This window comes from Roseibium sp. (assembly GCF_048261595.1).
Classification (GTDB): domain Bacteria; phylum Pseudomonadota; class Alphaproteobacteria; order Rhizobiales; family Stappiaceae; genus Roseibium.
Window position 1 is genome coordinate 190,618 of the sequence record NZ_JBLXFW010000005.1, and the last position, 22,462, is coordinate 213,079.

Below are 22,462 nucleotides of genomic sequence, written 5' to 3' on the forward strand. Positions count from 1 at the left end.
CCGGCCGCATTATTTTTTCGTTTCAGATCGTGACGATCAAAGCGGCTGACCGATCACGCGAAAGCGTAGGTGAAATCACCATCGGCGACGTCGATTTCTATTTTCGCGACCTGACCGCCGTTCAGCATCCGGGACAGGAACTCGGTCGACACGGCGGGAAGCATCGTATTGGTGACGATCGCGTCGATCATGCGGCCGCCGCTTTCCAGGTCCTGACAGCGGGAGACGATCGTCTCCACCACAGCCTCCGAATAGGTGAAGGGGACTTCGTAAGTGTCCCTGACCCGCCTGGCGATCTTCTCGAGTTGCAGCCGGGTGATGCTTCCGATCATGTCCGGAGAAAGCGGATAATAGGGGATGGCCACCATACGGCCGAGCAGCGCCGGCGGGAAAACTTTCAGGAGCGGATCCCTGAGGGCCTTCGCCATGCCTTCGGGGTCCGGCATGAGTTCCGGATCCGAGCAAAGGTCCATGATCACCTCGGACCCGGCGTTGGATGTCAGAAGGATGAGCGTGTTGCGGAAATCGATCATCCGGCCTTCGCCGTCTTCCATCATCCCCTTGTCGAAGACCTGGAAGAACACCTCGTGGACATCAGGATGGGCCTTTTCAACCTCGTCCAGCAGCACAACGGAATAGGGCTTGCGCCGGACAGCTTCCGTCAGCACGCCCCCCTCGCCATAGCCGACATAGCCCGGAGGCGCGCCCTTCAGGCTCGAGACCGTGTGGGCCTCCTGAAACTCAGACATGTTGATGGTGATGATGTTCTGCTCGCCGCCATAAAGGGCCTCCGCAAGCGCCAATGCGGTTTCGGTCTTCCCGACACCGGACGTCCCGGCCAGCAGGAAGACGCCGATGGGCTTGGAGGGATTGTCGAGACCCGCGCGGGAGGCCTTCACCCGCTTGGCAATCATCTCCATGGCGTGATCCTGACCGATAACCCTTTTTGAAAGGTGTTCGGCAAGGTTCAGCACGGTTCGGATTTCATCCTTGACCATGCGGCCGACCGGAATGCCCGTCCAATCGGCGACGACGGACGCTACCGCCTGTTCATCGACAATCGGCAGTACGAGAGGGGCGTCTCCCTGAAGCGTTTCAAGTTCGGCCTGTTTGGCGCGCAAATCCGCAAGGGTCGCCTCCCGGTCGCATTCCGGCGGCGTCGCAGCCGCAGCTGCCTCGGTGTCATCGTCAGCCGGAGTTTCGTCGCCGCGCAGCAGGTCCCGCAGCTCCAAAATCTGATCGACCAGGACCTTTTCCCTATCCCAGCGCTCTGTCAGCTCGGCCAGGCGTTTGGTTTCCGTATCAAGATTTTCGATCGTACGGTTGCGGCGGCCGGCAACCTCCCTTCCGGCGTTCTCGTCGCGGTCGATGATCTCCATTTCCGTCTTCAAGGCGTCCATGCGCCGGTGACAGTCCTCGATAGAGGCGGGAACGGTATGCAGACTGATCGCGACCCGGGCGCAAGCCGTGTCGAGGACACTGACCGATTTATCCGGAAGCTGGCGGCTTGGAATGTAGCGTGCGGAGAGCTTGACTGAGGCTTCCAGGGCCTCATCGAGCACCTGGACCCGGTGGTGGCGCTCCAGCATCGAGGCGATGCCGCGCATCATCATGATCGCCCGCGGCTCATCCGGTTCGGCGACCTGTATGACCTGGAAGCGGCGGGTCAGGGCGGGATCTTTCTCGATGTGCTTTTTGTATTCGCTCCAGGTGGTCGCTCCGATGGTCCGCAGAGTTCCGCGGGCAAGGGCGGGTTTCAGCAAATTGGCGGCATCCCCGGTCCCGGCCGCGCCTCCGGCGCCGACAAGCGTGTGCGTTTCGTCAACAAACATGATGATGGGAACGGGGCTCGCCTGGACTTCCTCGATGACTGTTTTCAGGCGGTTTTCAAATTCTCCCTTCATCGAGGCGCCGGCTTGCAGCAGGCCCACATCCAGGGAAAGAAGACGCGCCTGGCGTAGGCTTGGAGGCACATCTCCTGCGGCGATGCGCAGGGCGAAGCCTTCGACGACTGCGGTCTTGCCGACACCGGCCTCGCCGGTCAGGATCGGGTTGTTTTGGCGCCGGCGCATGAGCACATCCACCACCTGGCGGATTTCCTCGTCCCGTCCCATCACCGGATCGATGTCTCCCTGGCGGGCCTTTTCGGTCAGGTCGACGCAATATTGATCAAGTGCTGCACTTCCGCCCAGTTGGGGAGCCGCCGTCCCTCCAGGAGCGTGCTCCTCTGCCTTGGTGGCGGCACCCGACCCATCCTGAGGCGGCAGTCCCTCTTCCGGGGACCCATTCAAGATGGTCCGAAAATTCTCCGCCAGGTCATCGGCTCTGAACTTCCTGAATTCCGGAGACATGCCGTCCAGAAGGTTGCGCAAGGATGGCGTCTTGAGGATCGCGAGAACAAGATGGCCGGTTCGAACCTGGCGGTCCTTGAACATGAGCGAAGCATAGACCCAAGCGCGTTCGACCGTCTCTTCCAGGTGGGACGAAAGGTCGGAAATGGAGGAAGCCCCACGCGGCAGACTGTCCAGGTTTGTGACCAGATTGCTGGCAACGCGCGCCGGATCGAGCTCGTAATGGCGGATGAGACGGTGCAGATCGCTGTCCTGTCCCTGCAGGATCTGATGGACCCAGTGGGCCAGCTCGACATAGGGGTTGCCCCGCATCTTGCAGAAAACGGTAGCGCTTTCGATCGACTGGTATGCAAGTCGGTTCAGTTTGCCGAAAAGAGCGAGACGGCCGATTTCTGTCATGACTGTCATCCTATAGGGTCAGGTTCAAAAGACTGGCGGCGCTGGGGCCGTGAAGTAGAGGTCGTCAGCGTCCCTGTCTTCCCGCTGGCCGATCCAGGTTGTGCGTCCGAGGTGTCCGCTTCTGCCGAGGGGCAAGGGCGGCACCTCGCGCTTCCTGAGGACGAGATTGGCTTCCCATTCCAACGCGTCGCCGGCGTAATTTCGAATGATCGCCGCCAGACGCTTCGCCCCTTCGCCGCCGGGAAGGAGGCGCTCGTAGTCTTCAATCGACAGGGGGCCAATCCGAACGCGGAATTTTGCTTCGCGCGACCAAACCTTCTCGCCAAGGCAGGCCTGGCCTCCAAGCGCGGAAACGCCGAGCTGTCCGCGGTCATGCGGCTCCAGATGCAGCCAGCTGCCGACGAAACTTTCGATCGTGATTTCAGCGCGGAAGAACTTCCTGAGCACCGCGGCAAGGCCCGCCTCACTGCGCGGTCCCGCCGACATCAGCCCTGCAAAATGCCGCTTGGCGAGGTCCGGCATCGCGTCGCGCCCGTGAAAGGCCCCCCCGGCGATGCCGGCAATGGCGTCGAGCTTGGCACCGAACGGATCGTCGTCCTCGCGGTCAAATGATGGCGCTGGCTCGCCGGTGGTCCAGGCCCTGTAGAACAGGGAAATCATCCGATGATGAAAGACGTCCGCAAAGGCGGACAGAGTCTTGTCCCGATGATTTCGCGACCGGTCGCGGGCGTAATCGGTAAGGTGCAGGGGCAGCGCGCCATGGGGACCGAAAAGCCCGAACGCATATTGGGAAAGGCGGTGGCGGCCTGTCTCGGGGTCCAGATCGAAGGCCGAGATCGTGGACGTGGGGAAGGCAAGGGCTGGGGTCTGGCCCAGACGCACGGGGTCCTGGGACGGTCGTTTCGACCGGCCCAGCCGCGGATGCTCGCCATAGGCGGCTTCAATAAGTCGAAGCGCCTGGAATATATGATATTTTCGGGGGTTCTGCTCGAGCGCACGAAGGCGGCTCAGATCAGCTTCCGATTTCCGCTCTTCGCCGGCCATCTGGCGATGTCTCCCCGCTGTTGTGAATGTATGACGGTCTCGGTGAAGCTGTTGAGCGTCACGTATTTTGCGAAGAAGGTTTCAAGAACGGAGCCCAGCACGTAACAGCCGGCGCCCTCGAAAAAGCTTTCATCGAAGCCGACCCGCACTTCCAACCCGCGAACGGCGGTCGAAAGGGCACCCTCGGCGATGCGTCGCACGATCGGACGGGAACTGACGGCGACCAGCCCTTCCAATTGCTTGACGATGGCGGTCTCGCCGACCGGGGTGTAAAGGCCGAGCAGCTCTCTTAGGGCGGCTGCGCCGGAGCCGCGGTCGCTGTTGACCAAAGAGAGATAATTGAGGCTGAGGTGGCTCACCATTTGCCAGGACCGGCCACCTTCGGCCATGCAGTGGCGGGGCCGTGTCGGCGGAACAATGGCGCGCGCCTCGGCGATCGGCCCGCCGTCGGGCAAGACAAAATCGGTGTCGCCCTTTCCAATCGGCGTAAACAGCGGCAGGTCGCGATTGGTGCAAAGCGCGCGTACCGCAAGTTGCTTGATGTTACCGGAATAGGGAGCCTGGCTGCGATCGCTGAGGGACAGGTAGAATTCCGTTCCCAGATAGGAGGTTCTGCCGCCTTTCAGCCGTTGTTTTTCCGAACGCTGCCGCAATCTGCGGCGAACGTTGAAATAGGCCCCATGGGTATCGCCGAAGGGCGTGAAGTTTTCCGCGCTGTAGAACGGCTGGAACGGAACATCGTCGGCGCCCTCGGTGCCGATGCCGACAACTTCCTCCAGTTGATAGATTTCGTAATCCAGGGGGGCCATGCGGTCCGCCGTGACGTGGTGGTCGACATCGGTCGAGGAGACGGGAACCCGGTCACAACGCTTGGAGAACAGGTTGATCGCCGGAACCGCATGAAGCTCGAAACTCGCTGCGGAAACGGACTTCAGAGAAGGATATTCCTCCCTCAGGAGGATGTAGATATCCAGCTCGTCGCCATCCGCTCGCCTGATCGCCGGTTGCAGCCCTGCAAGATCGACGAAGAAGTAGCGCTGCGGCATGGCGAAATATTCCTGCAGCAGGCGGTACCCCGAGAAAGATTGACCTGGAACCGGGAGCAGCGCCTCTTCCGGATCGAAACCGCGTGGACGGATGTCGTTTCCAAGGTGCTGGTGCCAGTCGTTCCTGCGGTCCGTCGAGCGGCCGGCCAGGCCGACGCCGTTTGCTAGGATGGCTTCGTAAAGCCGCCAGGGTTCGGCCCCGGCGCCGGCGAAATAAAGGGTCAGACGATCCAGCGGAAATTCGTTGAGCGGAAGGTTGCCCTCCCGGTGGATACGAAGCCGCAAGGCAGCTTTGGCGGTGTTGTTTTTCCCAAGACCTGCGGCCACGAGTTCACCCCGGCCTTCGACATAGTCCGCCGCGGTGATCTCGAGCGGCCAGAGCGTGGCGTCCTGCGACGTCGTGAACTGGCAGGCCGTCTGCTCTCCCTCGAGTATTTCGCTTCGCAGGATCGTTCCGCGCGGCAGCGTGTAGCCGTTCTCGAAGCCGCCCTGAGCCATGTCCGGTACGAGCTTGACGATGGTCATGGACGGGGTCGGCGCCAGGAAATGCGGGTAGACGATTTCCAGCAGGTTCTGAGTGAAGACCGGATACTGAAGATCAAGCTCCAGCTGAACGCGCGACGCCATGAAGGCGAAGCCTTCGAGCAGGCGCTCCACGTAAGGGTCATGAACCTCCGTGTGGCTCATGCCGAGGCGAGAGGCGATCTTGGGGTAGGTTTCGGCGAATTCGGCCCCCATCTCGCGAATGAAGCCGAGTTCTTCCTCGTATAACCGAAGCAGTCTGGTATCCATGCTGCTAGCCCTGATTTTTCCAGGAGACCTGGCCGGTCGTCACATCGAATGCGGTGCGCAGATAGATGTCGATGGGAACGGGTTCGGCCCAAAGCTCTCCGCGGATATCAAGGGAGAGCACCGAACCGGTCCTGCTTTCCGGGCCCTGGATCGATATATCGAGTGTTTCAGGGAGAATTCGCGGTTCGAAGGTCTCAATCGCCCTGCGGATGGACTGTCGGATTTCGACGGCCCGCTGGCTGGTGCGAACGGTTCCCGAAAGGTCCGGAATTCCATAGTTGAGGACGGATTTTGCAACCTGCGGGAAGTTCTCCAGGTCGTGGGCAGCATCCAGGTTCGAGGTGTTCAGGAGCCAGGCCAAATCCCGTTGGATGATCGTGCGCAGACGCGCAAGATCGATGAAACGGTCGGCGCCGGCTTCCTTGGTCTCTTCCGGTTCGTCATCGGTCAGCCGGTCGAGCAGGGACGGCTGGAGCCGTTCGGAGAGCAGCCGGTCAACCATCGTTGGATACTGCCGGTTCTGGCACAGGGGCCACAATCGCGGCCTCGCCAAGTGTCAGCTCGCGAAGGTTCATCAGAGCGATGTCCTCGGCATCCGTTGCGAGCAGGCGTTGTCCCTGGCCCTTAAGTACGCGCTCGCCCTCGGTTATCCAATTCGTATGACGCGCCAGACGGACGTTGCCATCGGCGGAAGTTTCGGAGCCGTCGTAGCGCGTCGGGATCAGGGCGACCGTGCTGCCGCCGTTGTGCCAGGTGATCTCGGCGGGCATCCAGACATAATCGCGCAGGTCCGCAGGCGCTTCCATGCACAGTCTTCGAATACTGGAAAAGGGAGCCCAGAAGTATCGGCCGTTGACAATGATCTCCAGGATGGGCCCCAGGCGGGGATCCGCGTCAGCAATCCAGGAAAAGGGTTGCCCGTTGACCACTCCTGATACGGCTGGAGCTGCTTCAAATGATTTCTGGCGCAGCGCCTCGCAGGCATCGCGCTCGCCTCGAGCCTCCAGCCTGAGTGCTTCGATCAATCCGGCAATCCAGCCATCCGGCTCGCCGAAGACGAGGGGGGGCTTGGTGCCGTCAAAGACTTTCTCGCGGAAGATCTCGCAAAGGATTGCGGATCGGTAAGTCTGCGCCATGTTCTCGCATGACGGGTCAAGAGTGGCACAGGTCTTCAGCTGGGCCACGGCACGTTGCCAGTTTCCCATGATGCAGAGAAGCTGAAACAGGAATACCCGGAGACGCGGATTTTCCGGCTCCTTTCGGATGCTTTGCTGGAGTGCCGCAAGGGCTCCGTCCAGATCGCCCTGTTTCAGAAGATTCTCCGCGTCCATGCCGAAAATGCCTTTGATGCCTGTGCCGTTTCAAATCTCGGGGGGAGGGGCGCGGCGAGGGCCGCGCCCGCAAGAGGCCGTTAGTTGACCTGATAGTCGGCGGTGTTGAGCACTCGGCTCCACTTGGCCTCACCCTGGGTGCCGTCGGCCTTCTTGAGCGAGCCGTCCTTGGACTGCTTGGAGTATTCGATCATGATCGCGCCGTATTCGAAGACGATCGTTTCTTCCAGGATGTCGTCGCCTTCCGAGCCGCTCCAGCCCATGTCCTTCACCATGACCATCTTGAAATGGATCTTCATGAAGGTCTTGCCGGATTTGCCGGCAGCACCGCCTGAGCGGCGCAACTCGATGATGGCCTCCTGGAAATGCTGGCCGCTGCACAGGGCGCTGAACAATGCGCAGGAAGCAGTGTCAGTGCGCTTGGTGATCTGGAAGTCCTTGAAGGTGGTCTTGCCGGCGGCCCCGGCGCCGCTGGTGTCGGAGCCGATATTGACGTTGGTCTCTGCGCCGAATTCGAAAGAGCGCAGTTCGAACGCGTTATCGCTGCCCATTTCCTTGTCGGTGGTCTCGCCGATAACCTTGTTCTTCGGATCCTTGAAATAGAGGAATGCGTCGAAAGCCATGACACTGTCCTTTCACGTGGTGAGTTTCGATGTTCAGGAGAGGCGCCGGAGGAGAGACTCCGGCGGGTTGTCTTAATTGCCTTTTTGAGACGGCAGCTTGGACACCAGGCGGAGAGACACGGAGAGCCCCTCCAGTTGGTAGTGCGGCCTCAGAAAGAATTTCGAGGTGTAGTAGCCGGGGTTGCCTTCGACCTCTTCGACTTGCACTTCCGCCGCAGCGAGCGGGTGTTTGGCCTTGACTTCTTCCGGGGAATTGTCGGCGTTGTAGTCGACATATTTGTTGATCCAGTCCTGCAGCCAGTGCTGCATGTCTTCTCGTTCGCGGAACGAACCGACCTTGTCGCGCACGATGCACTTCAGGTAGTGGGCGAAGCGGCAAGTGGCGAAGAGGTAGGGCAACCGCGCCGCCAGATTGGCATTGGCCGTTGCATCCGGATCGTCATATTCCGTTGGCTTCTGGAGGGACTGGGCGCCGATGAAGGCGGCCATGTTGCTGTTCTTGCGGTGGATCAACGGCATCATGCCGTTCTTCGCCAGCTCCGCTTCACGGCGATCGGAAATCGCGATTTCGGTCGGGCACTTCATGTCCACGCCCCCGTCATCGGTCGGGAAGGTGTGCGTGGGCAAATTGTCGACGACACCGCCGGATTCAACGCCGCGAATGCGGGTACACCAGCCGTATTCCTTGAAGGAACGTGTGATGTTTCTCGCCATGCCGTAAGCGGCATTGACCCAGCAGTAGCTTTCGGCAGATGAACCTTCAGTGTCTTCCTCGAAGGCAAACTCCTCAACCGGGTCAGTCTTGGCGCCATAGGGATGGCGCCCAAGGAAGCGCGGCATGGCAAGACCCAGGTAGCGGCTGTCCTCGCTCTCGCGCAATGAACGCCAGGCTGCATATTCGGGGGTCTGGAAGATTTTCGTGAGATCACGGGGATTGGCGAGTTCCGCCCAGCTGTCCATCTGAAACAGGCTGGGGTCTGCGCCGGTCAGAAAAGGTGCGTGGGCGGCTGCGGCCACCTTCGACATTTCGCTGAGGATTTCCACGTCCCTCGGGCTGTGGTCGAAGTGATAGTCGCCGACAAGACAGCCGTAAGGCTCGCCGCCAAATTGCCCGTATTCTTCCTCGTAGAGCTTCTTGAAGATCGGGGACTGGTCCCAGGCGGTTCCCTTGAACTTGCGCAGGGTCTTCGACAGATCCTTCTTGGAAATGTTGAGAACACGGATCTTCAGCATTTCGTCGGTTTCGGTGTTGTTGACGAGGAAATGCAATCCGCGCCAGGCGCTTTCCAACTGCTGGAAATCGGCATGGTGGAGGATCAGGTTGATCTGTTCTGTCAGTTTCTTGTCGATCTCGGCAATGATGCCCTCGATGGACCGAAGGGCGTCATCGGAGACCAGTGCCTCATTCTGCAAAACTTGTTCGGCAAGGGTCCGGACGGCCTCTTCGACCGCTGACTTTGCCTGCGCCGACTTGGGCCGGAATTCCTTCTGAAGAAGTGACGCGAACTCACTGGAGCCAAAGGCCGTCTCGGTTTGAGGGGCGGCGCTTGCCGCCTCTTGCGTGGTCTCGCTCATGGCTTATTCCTCGGTTTCTTCGGTCGCGGAGGACGCGGCTGGAGCACTCGCCAGAGCCTTCAGCAGGGCAGGGTCCTGTATGATTTGTGCCATCAGGTTTTCTGCACCGGTCTTTCCGTCCATATAAGTGGTCAGGTTTGCGAGCTGGGTTCGCGCATCGAGCAGTTTTTTCAGGGGTTCGACTTTTTTGGCGATGGCCGCGGGCGAGAAGTCCTCCAGGCTCTCGAAGGTGATATCCACCGCGAGGTTTCCTGTTCCGGTCAGCGTGTTCGGGATCGTGAAGGCGGCACGCGGCTTCATCGACTTCATGCGGTCATCGAAGTTGTCGACGTCGATTTCCAGAAACTTGCGGTCCGCGACGGAGGGAAGCGGTTCTTCGGACTTGCCCGAAAGATCCGACATGACGCCCATCACGAAGGGCAGATGGATTGACTTTTCCGCGCCGTAGAGCTCCACATCATATTCGATCTGGACGCGGGGAGCCCGGTTGCGGGCAATGAATTTTTGACTGCTGGCCATGTTGATGGTTCCCCTGGTTGTCTGCAGGTAAGTGCCTCTCCACGGCGAATAGGTTCATCTGTGTGGTCAATCATTTTCATCCGGGTCGAAACCGCCGATGAGAGCGACGTTTTCGACACCGCTTGGTGCCATGTCCCGCATGATCGTGACGAAGTCGGCCGAGACGAGCCGGCGGGCTCGGTTCAGCAACAGCGGCAGGGGACTGGATGGTTCGTAGCGGGCGTAGTAGTCGATGATCTGGTCGATTGCTTTTTTGACGTCTTCGGGAGACGTGAGGACGCCCATGCGCGCGGCGGAGGGCTTCCCGGCTGGGGCCGCGTCTGCGCCGTCCGGCATTCCCTCTTCGGTAGCGTCCTCGATAGCTTTGCTGTCTGCTTGGGCATAATCGCCGAGCCGACGGGTGATATCATGGAGCGCTTTTTGAAGCGGCGTGAGATCGGGCCCGAGAGCGCCGGTCTTTTCGTCGAAGATTGCGTCGATAGCCTTTACATGCTCGACGCATGCCGCGGCCGAGCTGGCGAGGATTGAGAGTGTAACCGGATCTGTGTCCTGAAACGCTGCGGAAATGACCTGGGAAGTCGGAACGTTCTCCATGTCTGATGGGACGGCGATTTCTCCCTCGGCGATGAGGATATCGCGCAAGGAGAACTGACCGAGGGTACGGCTGTCCGTCAAATGAGCAAGCCGCAGTGCGGCCAAGATGGTGTCGCGGTCGGTCAGGCCCAGGACGGCGTTGACCCGCATGGTGGGGTCGTCGTCGTCGTCCTCATCAAGCTGCGGATGGACACTGGCCCAATATTGGTCCAGGCAACTGCGCATATAGGAAAGGATTTCTGCAAAGGCGGAAAGTCCTTCTGTCCGAAGCGCGGCATTGGCCAGCATGACGGCCACCCGCAGGTCCTTGGTTTGCGCAAGCAGGGCCTTGGCCTTGCTGACGACCAGGCTATAATCGGGCTCCTCCGCCTCAATTACGCTGTCTCCAACAACCTTTTCCTCGCCCGGCTGACTGGCCATTTCCAACTCGGCAAAGGCGCTATCGTAGGTGAGGTCTTCACCGCTGGGAGCGTCCTCGCCAAAGCTTTGCAGAAGTTCGTCCAGATCAAGCATATTGGTCCTCTCATCACGGGTCGGCCGTGGTACGGGTGCCTCAGGCTCGGGCACGTTTGACGGCATCCAGGAATTGCTGGCGCTCGGTCTCGTCGTCGAGCTTCGCGGCCACAGTCTCGGCCAGTTCCTCCAGGGAGGACGCGTCTCTGGCGGCTTTGGCCACCAGCACCTTGGCGATCGGGCCGAGATGTTTTTTCAAATGTGTCAGAACGGTTTGCACGGCATCTTCGGAAAGCCCGTTTGCTATGGAAGCCTTGGGCACCAGCTGCGAGGTATCGGCGTCGATGACGCTTTCGATGGCGGCCTTGACCTGATTCCGTTCCGTGCTGTCCGAAAATTCCCCAAGAACGGTCTCGATCAATTCCTTGGGGCTGCTGGACCGTTCCGCCGCGCGCCGGACTATGACCCTGCCCATCGGCCCAAGGCTCGATGTCAGTTGCTTCTCGACCTCAAACAGGGTTTGCGAACTCAGCCTGTTTGCCATGGAGGAGGCCGATCCGCGGGGGCGCGGCCTGCGTGCGGCCGGCGCCATATTGATCAGACCCGTGCGATCAGCGGTGGGGAGCACATTTGCCAGCGCCTGGCGCATGGAGTCGGCATCGTCGAACCTGTCATCCGGTTCAATGCTCATGGCCTTGAGGACAATCTCATCGAGTTCGGCACAAAGCGTCGTCACGATCTCGCTTGGCGGCGTGACCTTGCCGTTTCGGAGGGTGGTGTAGAGCGCTTCGATCCCGCCGCCCTTGTAGGGCTTGCGGCCGGTCAGCATTTCGTAAAGGACGACGCCTGCGGCATATATATCGGCCCGGGCATCCACCTCAGCGCCCATCAGCTGCTCAGGGGCCATGTAGGCGGGCGTTCCGATCATCCCGGCGCCGGTCGCATCCATGGCCGTCAGACGGGCGATGCCGAAGTCGGTCACCTTGACCCCTCCGTCATCGGTGAGCATCACGTTGGCGGGTTTAAGGTCGCGGTGAACGATGCCTGCGGCGTGAATGCAGGAAAGCCCGGCAAGGATCTGCGACATGATCGCATGGATCTCTTCCAGGGGCATTTTGCCTTCGCCGGAATGACGATCTTCCAGGGTCGTTGAGCGAACCCGCTCCATCACGATGTAGGGGATCGCGTCTTCCTGCAGAAAGTCGAAAATCGTGACGAGGTTGGGATGGAGCACCCGTCCTGCGGCCCGTGCTTCCCGTGCGAACCGGTCAAGCCAGTCCTGGCTTCCCTCGGCGTCGATAAGGTGCCTGTGAATGGTCTTGATGGCCACGGGGCGTTCGATGTCCGGGTCAATCCCCGCATAGACCTGGCCCATGGCACCTTCGCCGAGAAGGCCTTCGATCAGATACTTGCCAATGAAACGTCGGCCGCTTCCCGGGGCTATGATTGTTTGATCAGTCATCGATCATGCTCATGGCGCGTTCGAGACTGCGGCGTACCCGGTTGAAGGAGAGGGAAAGGGAGCTGATCTCGTCCTTGCCCTTCTTGCGGTACTCGGGGATGGAGAAATCGCCCAGGCTGACCTTTTCCGCCACTTCCGACATGCGCCGTACCGGCCGCAGCACGATGCCGCCCAGCATGACGTTTGTGATCAGGAAGATCAGGACGAAGAGCAGGGTGAAGCCGCCGATCAGGATGATCCCGGTCTCCTCCGCCCGCCGGTCGGCAATCGACATCGGTGCGGAAATAATCTGGGCGCCGACCGTTTCGCCGAGTTCCCAGCCGAAGCCGTTCTCCTCGCCATAGAGATCGACCATGGCCGGCGGCGCGGCCTCGGGCGTGGAATGGCAGATCAGGCAGCCTTGCTGGTTGATGGTCAGCGGAAAGGCCACGGTGAGAAAGCGGCCGTCCCCGGTCTCCACGACCTGGGAAATCTGGTCGAGGGACGGGTCTTCCCGCAACCGCTTGATCAGTTCTGCTTCGAGCTCGTTCGGCAGGTCGTCCGGGTTGGTCGGATTGAGGGCTGCTTCCTTGTAGCTGAATTCCGGAAACATCGCCTTGAAGCGGGCAAAGACAGATTGCGCCGAGAAGGACGCAACCGTTTCGGGATAGAACAGGATGTCGTTGTCTTCGGTCAGCGTCGGGGTGATGTGGCTGACCGTATAGCCGCGCACGGCAATGGCATTGGCCCGCACCAGATTGATCGAGTGGTGGATTTCCTGCACCGCCGATTTCTGCACGATGAAATAGGAGATGGCCGAGGCTGTGGCGATGCCCAGAATGCAGGTCAGAAACAGGACGATGTTGAATTTGAAGCGAAGGCCCATGGGATCTGTCCTTGGTTCACGAATGCGGCAAAGCGTTTGGGTCTGTGATGCGGGCGAAGCTCAGGTCAGGAACTGAGATCGATAAGCTGGCGCCGGGTGAGCACGCCTGTCTGGCTTTCGTTGCGGCCTGCCTGAAACGCCTCGATCGCGGCCCGGGTCTGCGGGCCGAAAATGCCGTCGACCAGGCCTGCATAGAGGCCGCGACTGCGAAGCTGTGTCTGGACCGAGCGCTTTGCCGCCCGGGAGAGCGCCTGTTCCAGCAGGTTCAGTTCCTCCAGCGTTTCCTGCGGCCCCGTCTCTGGGCCCGTTTCGGGTTGGGTCTCGGGTTGCGTCTCGGGTTGCGCATCGGCCGTTGCGGCTTCCTCAGCCGGTTCCTCAGGAAGCACGACAGCAGCGGGCTTCGGATCGTCCTGCGGCTTTTCGCGCAGATAGATCGGCTGGTTCGGAAATTCGGAGATGCTGACCCCGTCGAGTGTCGACAGCCGCCGCAGCAGGGTGCTGACTTCCACCTCTTGGCTTTCGAGCGCTGCTTCGAAACCGGCGATCATGCCGGGGAAGATTGTGTCCGGGCCGACAAGGATCGGCGACACCGGTGAGGCCGGGGCCGGCGCGCTTGCGGTCGGCTGCGTTCCCTCCGGCAGGGCGAGGGGAAGGGCGCTGAGCGTCGCAATGGTTGCCCCGCCCTGTCCCGCCTGACCGGCCGATCGGGAAAACGCCTGCAGCGGCAGGGCCTGAGTGAAGAGGTCGGTGCCGCGGTTCAAGGTTGCTTCCGCGGGCAGGACGAAGCTCTTGCCCTGGAAGTCCACCAGCGGCGTGTCGAGATAGACGAAGGTGGCGCGCGAATTGGCGGCTTCCCGGGCAAAGCGGGTCAGGATCGACCGCAATTGAGCGTTGTTGGGATTGTTGGCCCGCAGGGTTTCCGCGCCGGCGGCCTGAAGCTGCGCCTGCATGGCATCCGCCCGCTCGGTCTCCTGACCGACAGCGATCACCAGCGCGACCACCCGGTTATCCTGAGCGGCGGCAGGAAGGCCCGCGAACAGAAGAAAGGCTATGATGCAAACTCGGCGCACGTTCATCGGCGGGGCCCCTTGCTCCGTTGGGGTTCAGACGTGGAGCCGGTCGCGAAAGCCGCTGAAGCGCGGGCTCCTTTACCTGTTAGGTGCCTGCAGAACCGTGACGGGTTCACGGGAGCGCGAAAAAAGTTTGGAGCCGTCCATTAGATGTTCGAGCTGTTGGGCAAAGCCGCCGTCCGCTAGCAGTCGATGGATGTCCCGGTCGCGAACTGGAGCGCTTTGCAGGCGTCCAGCATTTTTCCGTCTCCCTGGGGTGAGACAGACGCGCGAAGCGCAGTTTCGATCGCCGAAGACGTCAAATCCGGGGCTTGTGCCAGAATAAGCGCAACGGTGGCGGTGACATGTGCCGCGGCCACGGACGATCCTGAGACGTACGCGTAGCCGTCATCCCTTGCGGTTGTCAGAATATCGACAGAGGGGGCTGGGATCGCATCGTTCGCCTTGCTGTTTCCGGCCGGCAGCACACCCGGCAGCGATGCGGGGAACGCAAGCTTCGAGCCTTCCCCACGTGCGGCGACAATAAGGAACCCCCGATTGACGGCCGCAGTCACGAGTTCTGCCAGAAGCGGGTCGACCGGCCCGCCAAGGCTCATGTTGATGACCCTGATGTCGTTCAAAATGGCGAAGTTAATGGCCCTTGCCAGGGAAAAGCTATTGCAGCGGCCTGACGTCGAATTGCCTTGCCAACAGGCGCGCAGGTCGACCAGTTCTGCCTTGGGAGCAACACCCGCTATTCCCAGATTGTCGTCTGCATTGGCTGCAATAATCCCGGCCATGGCGGTTCCGTGGAGTTCGCCGGGGGAGTGTTTCTCAGTGTCGACAAAGACGAAGTCACGGACGTCCGAAATCCGATTGGCAAGATCCGGATGCGCGCGATTGATGCTGGAATCGATGATGCCTACGGTCACCCCATCGCCCTTGGAAACGCGATGCGCGGCAATCGCATTGATCTGGGCAAGGGCGGTCTGCGCGGCGATGAGGGGGACTGAAGAGGTCTTGCCAAGCGTATTGAACGCGTTCAGCCGTTGAACTGTGCGGATTTGAGGATCAGCGTCCATGCGGGCGATCAAAGCATCGATATCGGGGGTGCCGCTCGTATCCATAACCAAACAATAGACAGAGATGGAGCGAAGCGGCCATTCGGCCGCAAGCCTCACACCGTAACGCGTCTCGATGGCGGCACTGACAGCCGACAGCTGGGTAGCATCTTCAAGAGGAACGGTCAGGACAAGATGATTGTCTTGCGAAAGGCTGTCGGCTGGAACGAGCAGGGGTTGGGATGTCGCTGCCGGGGGCAAGGTTTGTGTGGTGCCCGGGCCGAGCATGGACAAGATGCAGGCGACGGTCGCGAGCATCGCAAGAATGGATTGTCTCACGGATTGCCGTCCGGAGCCGCGAAAAGGATCTCGGGAGCGCTCATCAGCTCGCCGGCGGCGGCTGCAGGATCTGTTTGGCCCGACACGGTTGCGGTGTAGACACCGGACTCCGAAGGTCCGGAAACAAGCGTCAAACCGTGGCTCGCAAGCAGGTCCTTGAGGGCTTGATCGCTCAGGTCCCTGGAGGTCTGGAACCTGATGGCACGGGCACTTTCAGCAGTCTCGCTCGTCAGCGTCTGATAATCGGTTCCACGTTCCGGCAAAATGACTACGACAGCGAGTGCACAGGCGGCGAGCCCTGCTCCGGAGAGCATGATCGCTCGTTTAAAGTCCTCTATCCATCCAATGATAGGCCTTCGCGTGGCAGAGGTTCCCCTTGCAGCCCTGGACGTTGCGCGTGATGCATTCGTGCGTTCTTCGGCACGAACCTGCGCCTGCAACCTCTTCCAACTCTGTGCAAGGGGCACTTCAAAAGGGTCTTCGGTTGCCACTCTTTTCGCAAGCGCGTACTGCCTGGCAACCTCGGCTGCAAATTCGGGGTTCGACCTTATATGCAGAGAAACCTGATCGTTCTCGGCCTCCGAAAGGGTGCCGTTCACGAACCAAGGGATCAGTTCCCAGGCCTCGCCGCGATTGTCATTTGCATCCGGTTTGGGGGTGTCAAGCAACTGCGCTCTCCGACTTGGTTTGCTCTTCGTCGCTCATGATGATGCGCAACTTCTTACGCGCAGCCATCATCCGTGTTTTGACGGTTCCAACCGGACATCCAAGGATTTCGGCGATTTCAGTATAGTAATAGCCGTTGTAGTAGGTCAGTTCAACGACCGCCCGCAACTCGGGGGTAAGTTGCTGCAAGGCTTTGCCGATGTCCTTGCGCCGGAGCACGTCCGCAGCAGTATCGTGGCCGTCGTGCATCAATTGGTCATCCAACATGATGTCGTCCTTGTGGCGTTCCAGGCTCTGACGCTTCTTCATGGCTTGCCGATAGGCAATACCAAATATCCAGGATGAGGGCTTGGATCGTCCCTCGAAATTTTGTGCCGAACGCCACACCACCATGAGCGTGTCATTCGCAACTTCTTCCGCCGCCTCGTAACTGCTGGTGATGCGTCTTGAAAAATGCATCAGCTTGGGAAAGTAGCTACGGTGCAGTTCTTCGAAAGCTGCCAAATCGCCGCGGGCGATGGCAGCCAGCAGGTGTTCATCTGAGGCGGGAGCCGCAGACGACGGGTTTTTCCGAATGGATCTTAGTAATCTCATTCTCAATGATCGCTTTTTTGTATGCGGTGAATAGGTGCCTTGGGGCTCGGGAAAAGGTTCAAGGCATGTGAAAAAAATCTGTTCAGCGCTATTCCAACCGGTTCCCGATGAGCGCAGAAATCGGTTCTTTGCAGTGTTCTTTGCATGTCCATTCCTCGTCACAATTTGCTGCGCAGCGGGCCTGCGCGGTGCATCCGGATTGACATTGAGAATGCTCGACTTGAAGCGGCATAAGCGGGACACGCGTCGCAGGCATTGGGTTGCAGGCGTTACAGAACGGCATGCATCCATTCCCGGGTTTCATGAGCCGATGGGCTCTCCCGGCATCATTTGCGGGTCAGCTTTGCTTTGCCTTGGGCGGCGATCATGCCTGCCCGGACTTCGAAGGCATTTCTCCTGGTCGCCTTAACCGGGCGCCATCGGAAGAAAATTTACCAGATGGGCAGAAAATTATGCGGGAGGATCATTTTCGGTTTGTGCAATTCTCTTTGCAGAGCGTGCAAGCCGGGACCTGAGTGGCTGAAACCGGCCAACACTGATTGCGAGGTCGGATGATCCGGAGAAACCCTGTAGACATGGTTTTCATGCCGGTTCTCGGCGCAGTGCACCGGGGGTCCTTGGAACGGGACTGAAAAGGCATCAAGGCACGGGGCAGGGGTATTGAGGCGGTGCAACCGCGAAAATAGCTATGCGCCGCTGTTGTCGATCAGCCAGTCGATGAGCCTGTTGCCCTCACTGAAGGACACACGGTTTCCGTCCAGCCAGGCAGACTGGGCTTCGCTCGGGGAAAAGCCGTAACGTTCCTGAAACTGCCGGGTGAAACTGGACACGTTGGTGTAGCCGAATTCGTAGGCTACAGAACTGATCATACGTTTTTGGCTGGCTTTCGTCAGAACGCTGTAGCAGGCGGCCAGGCGCCTGTTCTTGATGTATTTTGCAACGCCTTCGTAGCGTTCAAAAAGATAGAACAACTGGCGCCTGGAGATCCCGAGTGACTTGCAAACGGCATCCGGCGTTAGCGTCGGCGACCGCAGGTTCTCGTTGATGAAGCGCCGTGCGCGTTCGAATTGGGCGGCCGCAACCGAAGACTTGGCGAGTTCCGCCGTATCTGACGAGGAATTTACCATCGCCCGCAAAAGGTGTGCGAAAGCATCGTTTACTGCCGCAGCCTCCGGCACACTCAGGTTTTTAGCGCGCCCTTCAATTGAAACGAGGAAATCCGCGACGATCTGGGACATGGGGCCGATGATTTGTTGCTGCGAAAGCTTGTCCATTGGATCTGCGATATCCCAGAACTCGTCGCGGCTAAAATACACCGCCGTATATTCGATTGCCTCCAATTCGCCGGCAAACGGCTGGGCATAGGAATGCAGGATGGTGCTCCCGGCTCTTGCCTGAAGACCGCTGTGCTCACCTTGGGAAGTCGCCAGCCCTTTGGTGATGGTCGCAATGCACCAGGGGTCGTGCGTCGATTTTCGGATGACGTCTCTTGAATACCGGAATTTCATCGGCGCCATTTTGAAGGAAGTCAGCGTCATGGAGCCAAGGGAATAGCAATCAGCGCTGGCCTCAAAACCCATTTTGGGGTCCGTTCCTGTCCCCGGATCGACGCTCGTTGCTGCAAATGCGCTCCAAGCCTCGAATTGCTCCTGCGGCGAGAGCCCCTCGGTGCTGAATCTCTGGCAGGCAACAAGTTTTCTGTCCGTGGAAAGATCGGTCGCTTGGCTCACGAAATGCTCCCACTCCGTTGGGTGCGCGGTTTAGCAATAGTCTGTCGCGGGAATTCTGACGGTAATGATCATATATAAACTCAGGTAAAATACCTAGGACGAATTCACGTGCAGCGTGCAGCCGAGAAAAACAATCGGAACGCGATCAGGTTCGTCATTTGCCCGCATTTCGGGAAATTACCGAGCCAGTGAACCAAAGCCCTCTGAAACCGCACTTACTCGACATAGCCATCGATAGCTGTGTGCCGACCCGGACGCACAGCTCCTGACCGCAAGAGTGAGATGCCATGCCGATTTTTGGAAACAAGCGCTACCCCGATACCGCTAACGAGATTTTGGACGGATATCCGGATATCTGGAACATGCTGGTGGCCGAGGAGCAAAGACGTCTGGCTTCGGAGAGTGTTGAATTCCTGGAGGCTGTCAAAGGCGGCACACCGTTTCAGGAATTGTACTATGCCTTCATCGTTCCCAACGCAGAACATATGGTCAATATTGCAGGCACCACCCGGGCCGCTCTGACCACGGCTGCAACGTCCCAGCCATTCGATGATGCGGGCTTCGCGCAACATCTTCGCGTGGCCGTCGCAGAAGTTGGCAACCTGATCGAAATGCATGGGCATATCGAGGCTGTCTATGAGACTGACGAGTTCTGGCAGTGGCACCTTGAAAATGGCGGAAATCCGACCGACTTCCGGTGTTTCAAGTTAGTGAAGTATTTCATCGAGGCCTTTGAACAGACCCGATGGACCCGCCACACGCAGATGCTCGCTAACCAGATCATTCAAAGAGAGAAGCTGAATATCAAGCCCATAGAGCTTCTCGAAATCCTTGAAAGACAGGGCAGGATTGAGCGGAAGGCGCTCTACAATCCTGCTGCCGTCGCAGAAAGTCTGGGAACCGAGAACACGAAGCCGATCCAGACCTTCATGGAAAAATATGCGTATGCAACGAACCCTGACTGGGACGAGGCTACCGATGCGGCGCGAACCTGTCTGAAAGCCCTCGGTCTGAACATGGCGCCCGCGGAGTTCATCGAGAGCCTGGTCAAGGACGGGTTCATCCGCAACAGGTATCCCGCGGAGATCATTCTTCCTGTCGATCTAACTCTGGAAGAATTTATCAAGCGCCTGCCGCCCAGCGTTGATGGTGAGGTCGATACACGCCTCGCGGATGTCGTTGCGGCCCTCGTTCTCCAAGATGAGACGACGGCGCGCGGGATGGTCAGGGAACTGGCGGGTGAGATTCAAGCGCTCGTGACGCTGGCCGAACATGAGAGCTTCGATCTCGGCCAGTTGACGGAGTATCTCCTGCAGATGGCCCAAACCCGTGTGGCGGCAACCGATGGAGCGACGGACGCGGGAGATCAAGCGCAGGGTGGAGACGACGATCTCTCCACATTCGCCGGGTTTTCCGAGCTCCGCCCCTTTTCGCTGCGCACGTTCCTGCGGGATGACGACGATCAGCAGCGCGAGTTGAACGAACTGCGCTCCCAAGATCGGCGCAGTATCGGAAATCCTGGTGGCGATGACGATTCCGATGGCGGTGATGGAGGTGATGGCGGTGACGGCGGCCCGGGTGGCGGCAATGGCGGCGGAGATGACGGCCTCAGCCTCAGTGACTTCGTCCTGCGCCTGCCGGACGCTGTGGATGGCCACATCGAAGCCCGGATCGCGGATATCCGGTGGGCGATGCAGCAGGACAGGGAGGACCTTGTCCAACGCAACGCAGCGGACCTTGCCGCGCATTTGCGCCAGGTGTCTGATCCCAATGATGCGCGCCGGGTCAACGGGAGGGAGCTTCTGGAGTATATTCTTCAGATCGCGCGCAATGGACTGCCAACGGACGCGGGCGGGACGGAACCGGGCGGCGGTCCCGGCGATGACGATGGTGATGGCGACGATGACTCCTCCTTCGCAAAACGCTTTCGAGGCGGGTCCCTGGATGCGTTTGCCGCCGATGACGGTGATGACCGGTCGGACAGCGGTGACAGCAATTTGTCCAGGGAAATGGACGAATGGCTTGAGCGTGATGTCGGCGATGGCAACCGGCAGGACAATACGAACGGGCAAAATGCCGGGCCTGGAAATCAGGCCGGACCAGTTCGCGGTTCGTCTGCGCTTTTGAATCTGATCAGGGATGCCCGGCACCTGCAGGGAAGCCCCGTTGTGGCAAACCTGATGCGCGCTGTCCGGGATGCCTTGCTCCGGCGGGATGACAATGCGGCCGAGGGCCATGCGCGCGAGCTCGCTTCGGCCCTTCTTGGCGGCGATCGGCAAGAGCCGCACCTGCAGGCCATATTCCGGCAAGAGTTGCCGAAAGTCATTCGGATGATCCTTCGGGAATTGCGGGCGGCTCTCCGAGAGGATCTTGCGGAAGCGGAAGACGCCAGGGGCAGGCCTGACCAGGGGCCGAGGAGGGATCCAGAAGGTGGAGCTCCGGGCGCATCTGCCGGGGGCAACCCACGCCAGGAGAACGGGGCCGGTGGCGGCAATCCGGCGCAGGGCAGGACACAAGACGGCGAATTCGACCGAAATACCCTTGATCGGGTTGCCCGCGAAAATCAAATGCGCGACGCCGAAGGTGGAGAGCAGGCCCAGGATCTGGCGGCCCGGGTTGGCGGCGAGATCAGCGCGATTACCCGTCTGATCGCGGCGGGCGAGATCAAACTGGCGCAGCAACGCGCGGTGGCTCTCGCCAAGTTGCTGCAAAGGTCCAATGGCGCAGTCCCGAAAATGTCCGCTACCGACATCCTCAAGCTTGCGCACGGTAAGGCGAAATCGAAACCAAAGGTGATGTCCGAAGTCAAGGCTCGGGCCGATGCGCGGGCCGCGGGGGAGGTGCTTGATCCTGCAGTGACCGATGGCGATGAGCTCGGCATGGAGCTCGTCAAGAAGGTGAAATGGAACACGTTCTGTGAGGTCTACGAGATCGAAGAGGAGGAAATAGAGGTCATCATGCTGGCCGCCCGCAAGGCGCTCAAGGATCCTGTGAAAGCCCGTGCCGATTGCAAGGGCATTCTGCGTCGCCGCGGGAAAGACAAAAAGGTCAAGATCAAGAACGATCTCTATCTTGCCGAAGCGATCCTTCATGCCATGCGTCTGAGGCAGGAAAAGCAGCCGTTGAAAAAGCCGTTGAAGCTTTCTGAGGTCCCGGACGAAGTCTAGATCACAGGCTCTCAGGAGACTTTGGTTTGGCACTTCGGGGCAAACACCGAGCTCCAGTACCCGCAGGAAGACAGCCCGCCGTTTGGCGGGTTTGTCGTTGGAATTTGAATGATCTCAGGCGATTTTGGCCGGTTTGATGAACCTTTCGCCTGCCTGCGGGCACCTACGAATAGGACAGGGATGGTTGGACTGGTCGAGTGTTTCGGCCGGCCGTTCCTGAGGCTCACGGATTGCTAGGAGAAAGACCGATGGTAAAGGAAGTGGACGGCGTCAAATACCGCACGAGTGTTCTTAAGATCGTCGCGACCCAGAAAGATCTTTTCTGCAAGGCCTATTGCGCATTCGCCAAGGCCAAGGGGCAAAAGGCCGGTATTGCGTTTCTTGAGGATACGGCCAAATTCGATCCCAAGTCGCAGTTCGCCGTTTATTTTGCGCCGAAGGCGAAAGCAAAGATCTCGGCAATTGCCTCCAGCCTCCGGCAAAAAGCCGACACGCTTGCCACCTTGGAAGACTGGAAGGCCAGTGAGTGGAAAAAGATTTATTCTGACGCCCGCGATGCCGTGGCCAAGGACATCGAAAAGGCAACGACTGACGCCTTTTTCAAGTCCGATGTCTTTCAGGCCGTTCACAAAAAATACGCAAAGAAGAAGGAAGCCGACAGGGAAGAAATGGCGCAGCGCCGGAAGGGGGTTCGATTTGTCGGTAACCCGAATGAAAAACTGGCAAACAGATCTCCGCGCGAGGGCGTTCGGTTGACCAAGGGGCAGTAAAGCGATCGGCTGATCCTGGGGTCGGCGCGCAA

The 22,462-nt window shown here is 59.6% G+C and carries 18 protein-coding genes; 2 read left to right on the forward strand and 16 right to left on the reverse strand.

Annotated elements, in window-relative coordinates:
* Positions 1-53 precede the first annotated feature (53 nt).
* From tssH to ACN0SY_RS16720, 16 genes are all read right to left on the reverse strand, one after another.
* The gene (tssH, locus tag ACN0SY_RS16645; protein WP_417689096.1) at positions 54-2,750 is read right to left on the reverse strand and encodes a type VI secretion system ATPase TssH; all 2,697 of its coding nucleotides are present in this window, start codon (positions 2,748-2,750) and stop codon (positions 54-56) included.
* A gap of 24 nt (positions 2,751-2,774) precedes the next feature.
* Positions 2,775-3,794 (reverse strand): type VI secretion system baseplate subunit TssG, encoded by a 1,020-nt coding sequence (tssG, locus tag ACN0SY_RS16650; protein ID WP_417689098.1) that lies wholly within the window; start codon positions 3,792-3,794, stop codon positions 2,775-2,777.
* The gene (tssF, locus tag ACN0SY_RS16655) at positions 3,758-5,632 is read right to left on the reverse strand and encodes a type VI secretion system baseplate subunit TssF (RefSeq protein ID WP_417689100.1); all 1,875 of its coding nucleotides are present in this window, start codon (positions 5,630-5,632) and stop codon (positions 3,758-3,760) included. The genes tssG and tssF overlap by 37 nt, the downstream gene beginning before the upstream one ends.
* 4 nt (positions 5,633-5,636) lie before the next feature.
* Positions 5,637-6,134, reverse strand: a complete 498-nt coding sequence (gene tssE / locus ACN0SY_RS16660; RefSeq protein ID WP_417689103.1) for a type VI secretion system baseplate subunit TssE — start codon at positions 6,132-6,134, stop codon at positions 5,637-5,639.
* Positions 6,127-6,963, reverse strand: a complete 837-nt coding sequence (locus ACN0SY_RS16665; protein WP_417689105.1) for a type VI secretion system accessory protein TagJ — start codon at positions 6,961-6,963, stop codon at positions 6,127-6,129. The genes tssE and ACN0SY_RS16665 overlap by 8 nt, the downstream gene beginning before the upstream one ends.
* 80 nt (positions 6,964-7,043) lie before the next feature.
* Positions 7,044-7,586: an Hcp family type VI secretion system effector gene (locus ACN0SY_RS16670; protein ID WP_417689107.1), complete on the reverse strand. Its 543-nt coding sequence runs from the start codon at positions 7,584-7,586 to the stop codon at positions 7,044-7,046.
* 72 nt (positions 7,587-7,658) lie between these two features.
* The gene (gene tssC / locus ACN0SY_RS16675; RefSeq protein ID WP_417689109.1) at positions 7,659-9,161 is read right to left on the reverse strand and encodes a type VI secretion system contractile sheath large subunit; all 1,503 of its coding nucleotides are present in this window, start codon (positions 9,159-9,161) and stop codon (positions 7,659-7,661) included.
* 3 nt (positions 9,162-9,164) lie between these two features.
* On the reverse strand, positions 9,165-9,680 hold the full coding sequence (gene tssB, locus ACN0SY_RS16680) for a type VI secretion system contractile sheath small subunit (RefSeq protein WP_417689111.1): 516 nt from the start codon (positions 9,678-9,680) through the stop codon (positions 9,165-9,167).
* A 66-nt stretch (positions 9,681-9,746) separates the two neighbouring features.
* Positions 9,747-10,787, reverse strand: a complete 1,041-nt coding sequence (tssA, locus tag ACN0SY_RS16685; protein WP_417689113.1) for a type VI secretion system protein TssA — start codon at positions 10,785-10,787, stop codon at positions 9,747-9,749.
* Positions 10,788-10,827: 40 nt separating this feature from the next.
* The gene (locus ACN0SY_RS16690; RefSeq protein ID WP_417689115.1) at positions 10,828-12,189 is read right to left on the reverse strand and encodes a serine/threonine protein kinase; all 1,362 of its coding nucleotides are present in this window, start codon (positions 12,187-12,189) and stop codon (positions 10,828-10,830) included.
* Positions 12,182-13,054 (reverse strand): c-type heme family protein, encoded by an 873-nt coding sequence (locus ACN0SY_RS16695; protein ID WP_417689117.1) that lies wholly within the window; start codon positions 13,052-13,054, stop codon positions 12,182-12,184. The genes ACN0SY_RS16690 and ACN0SY_RS16695 overlap by 8 nt, the downstream gene beginning before the upstream one ends.
* A gap of 65 nt (positions 13,055-13,119) precedes the next feature.
* Entirely contained in the window at positions 13,120-14,130 is a 1,011-nt protein-coding gene (locus ACN0SY_RS16700) for a peptidoglycan-binding domain-containing protein (RefSeq protein WP_417689119.1), read from the reverse strand.
* 176 nt (positions 14,131-14,306) lie between these two features.
* Complete coding sequence (locus ACN0SY_RS16705) at positions 14,307-15,503, reverse strand: S8 family peptidase (protein ID WP_417689121.1); 1,197 nt, start codon at positions 15,501-15,503, stop codon at positions 14,307-14,309.
* Positions 15,500-16,171: a hypothetical protein gene (locus ACN0SY_RS16710; protein ID WP_417689123.1), complete on the reverse strand. Its 672-nt coding sequence runs from the start codon at positions 16,169-16,171 to the stop codon at positions 15,500-15,502. Before ACN0SY_RS16710 ends, ACN0SY_RS16705 begins: the two co-directional genes overlap by 4 nt.
* Positions 16,164-17,054 (reverse strand): RNA polymerase sigma factor, encoded by an 891-nt coding sequence (locus ACN0SY_RS16715; protein WP_417689125.1) that lies wholly within the window; start codon positions 17,052-17,054, stop codon positions 16,164-16,166. The genes ACN0SY_RS16710 and ACN0SY_RS16715 overlap by 8 nt, the downstream gene beginning before the upstream one ends.
* A gap of 395 nt (positions 17,055-17,449) precedes the next feature.
* Positions 17,450-18,493 (reverse strand): helix-turn-helix domain-containing protein, encoded by a 1,044-nt coding sequence (locus tag ACN0SY_RS16720; protein WP_417689127.1) that lies wholly within the window; start codon positions 18,491-18,493, stop codon positions 17,450-17,452.
* A 287-nt stretch (positions 18,494-18,780) separates the two neighbouring features.
* Here ACN0SY_RS16720 and ACN0SY_RS16725 point away from each other — a divergent pair, with 287 nt between their 5' ends.
* Both ACN0SY_RS16725 and ACN0SY_RS16730 read left to right on the forward strand, forming a co-directional pair.
* Complete coding sequence (locus ACN0SY_RS16725) at positions 18,781-21,660, forward strand: hypothetical protein (RefSeq protein ID WP_417689129.1); 2,880 nt, start codon at positions 18,781-18,783, stop codon at positions 21,658-21,660.
* 248 nt (positions 21,661-21,908) lie between these two features.
* Positions 21,909-22,430, forward strand: coding sequence for a hypothetical protein (locus ACN0SY_RS16730; RefSeq protein ID WP_417689131.1), 522 nt, complete (start codon positions 21,909-21,911; stop codon positions 22,428-22,430).
* Positions 22,431-22,462 lie beyond the last annotated feature (32 nt).

Bases quoted from the DNA above. Each gene is read 5' to 3' on its own strand.
- ACN0SY_RS16690 (WP_417689115.1), bottom strand. From the start codon at position 12,189: ATGACTGATCAAACAATCATAGCCCCGGGAAGCGGCCGACGTTTCATT.
- tssF (WP_417689100.1), bottom strand. From the start codon at position 5,632: ATGGATACCAGACTGCTTCGGTTATACGAGGAAGAACTCGGCTTCATT.
- ACN0SY_RS16670 (WP_417689107.1), bottom strand. From the start codon at position 7,586: ATGGCTTTCGACGCATTCCTCTATTTCAAGGATCCGAAGAACAAGGTT.
- ACN0SY_RS16730 (WP_417689131.1), top strand. From the start codon at position 21,909: ATGGTAAAGGAAGTGGACGGCGTCAAATACCGCACGAGTGTTCTTAAG.
- tssE (WP_417689103.1), bottom strand. From the start codon at position 6,134: ATGGTTGACCGGCTGCTCTCCGAACGGCTCCAGCCGTCCCTGCTCGAC.
- tssG (WP_417689098.1), bottom strand. From the start codon at position 3,794: ATGGCCGGCGAAGAGCGGAAATCGGAAGCTGATCTGAGCCGCCTTCGT.
- ACN0SY_RS16665 (WP_417689105.1), bottom strand. From the start codon at position 6,963: ATGGACGCGGAGAATCTTCTGAAACAGGGCGATCTGGACGGAGCCCTT.
- tssA (WP_417689113.1), bottom strand. From the start codon at position 10,787: ATGCTTGATCTGGACGAACTTCTGCAAAGCTTTGGCGAGGACGCTCCC.
- ACN0SY_RS16695 (WP_417689117.1), bottom strand. From the start codon at position 13,054: ATGGGCCTTCGCTTCAAATTCAACATCGTCCTGTTTCTGACCTGCATT.
- ACN0SY_RS16700 (WP_417689119.1), bottom strand. From the start codon at position 14,130: ATGAACGTGCGCCGAGTTTGCATCATAGCCTTTCTTCTGTTCGCGGGC.
- ACN0SY_RS16725 (WP_417689129.1), top strand. From the start codon at position 18,781: ATGCCGATTTTTGGAAACAAGCGCTACCCCGATACCGCTAACGAGATT.
- tssH (WP_417689096.1), bottom strand. From the start codon at position 2,750: ATGACAGAAATCGGCCGTCTCGCTCTTTTCGGCAAACTGAACCGACTT.
- ACN0SY_RS16715 (WP_417689125.1), bottom strand. From the start codon at position 17,054: ATGGATGCATGCCGTTCTGTAACGCCTGCAACCCAATGCCTGCGACGC.
- tssB (WP_417689111.1), bottom strand. From the start codon at position 9,680: ATGGCCAGCAGTCAAAAATTCATTGCCCGCAACCGGGCTCCCCGCGTC.
- tssC (WP_417689109.1), bottom strand. From the start codon at position 9,161: ATGAGCGAGACCACGCAAGAGGCGGCAAGCGCCGCCCCTCAAACCGAG.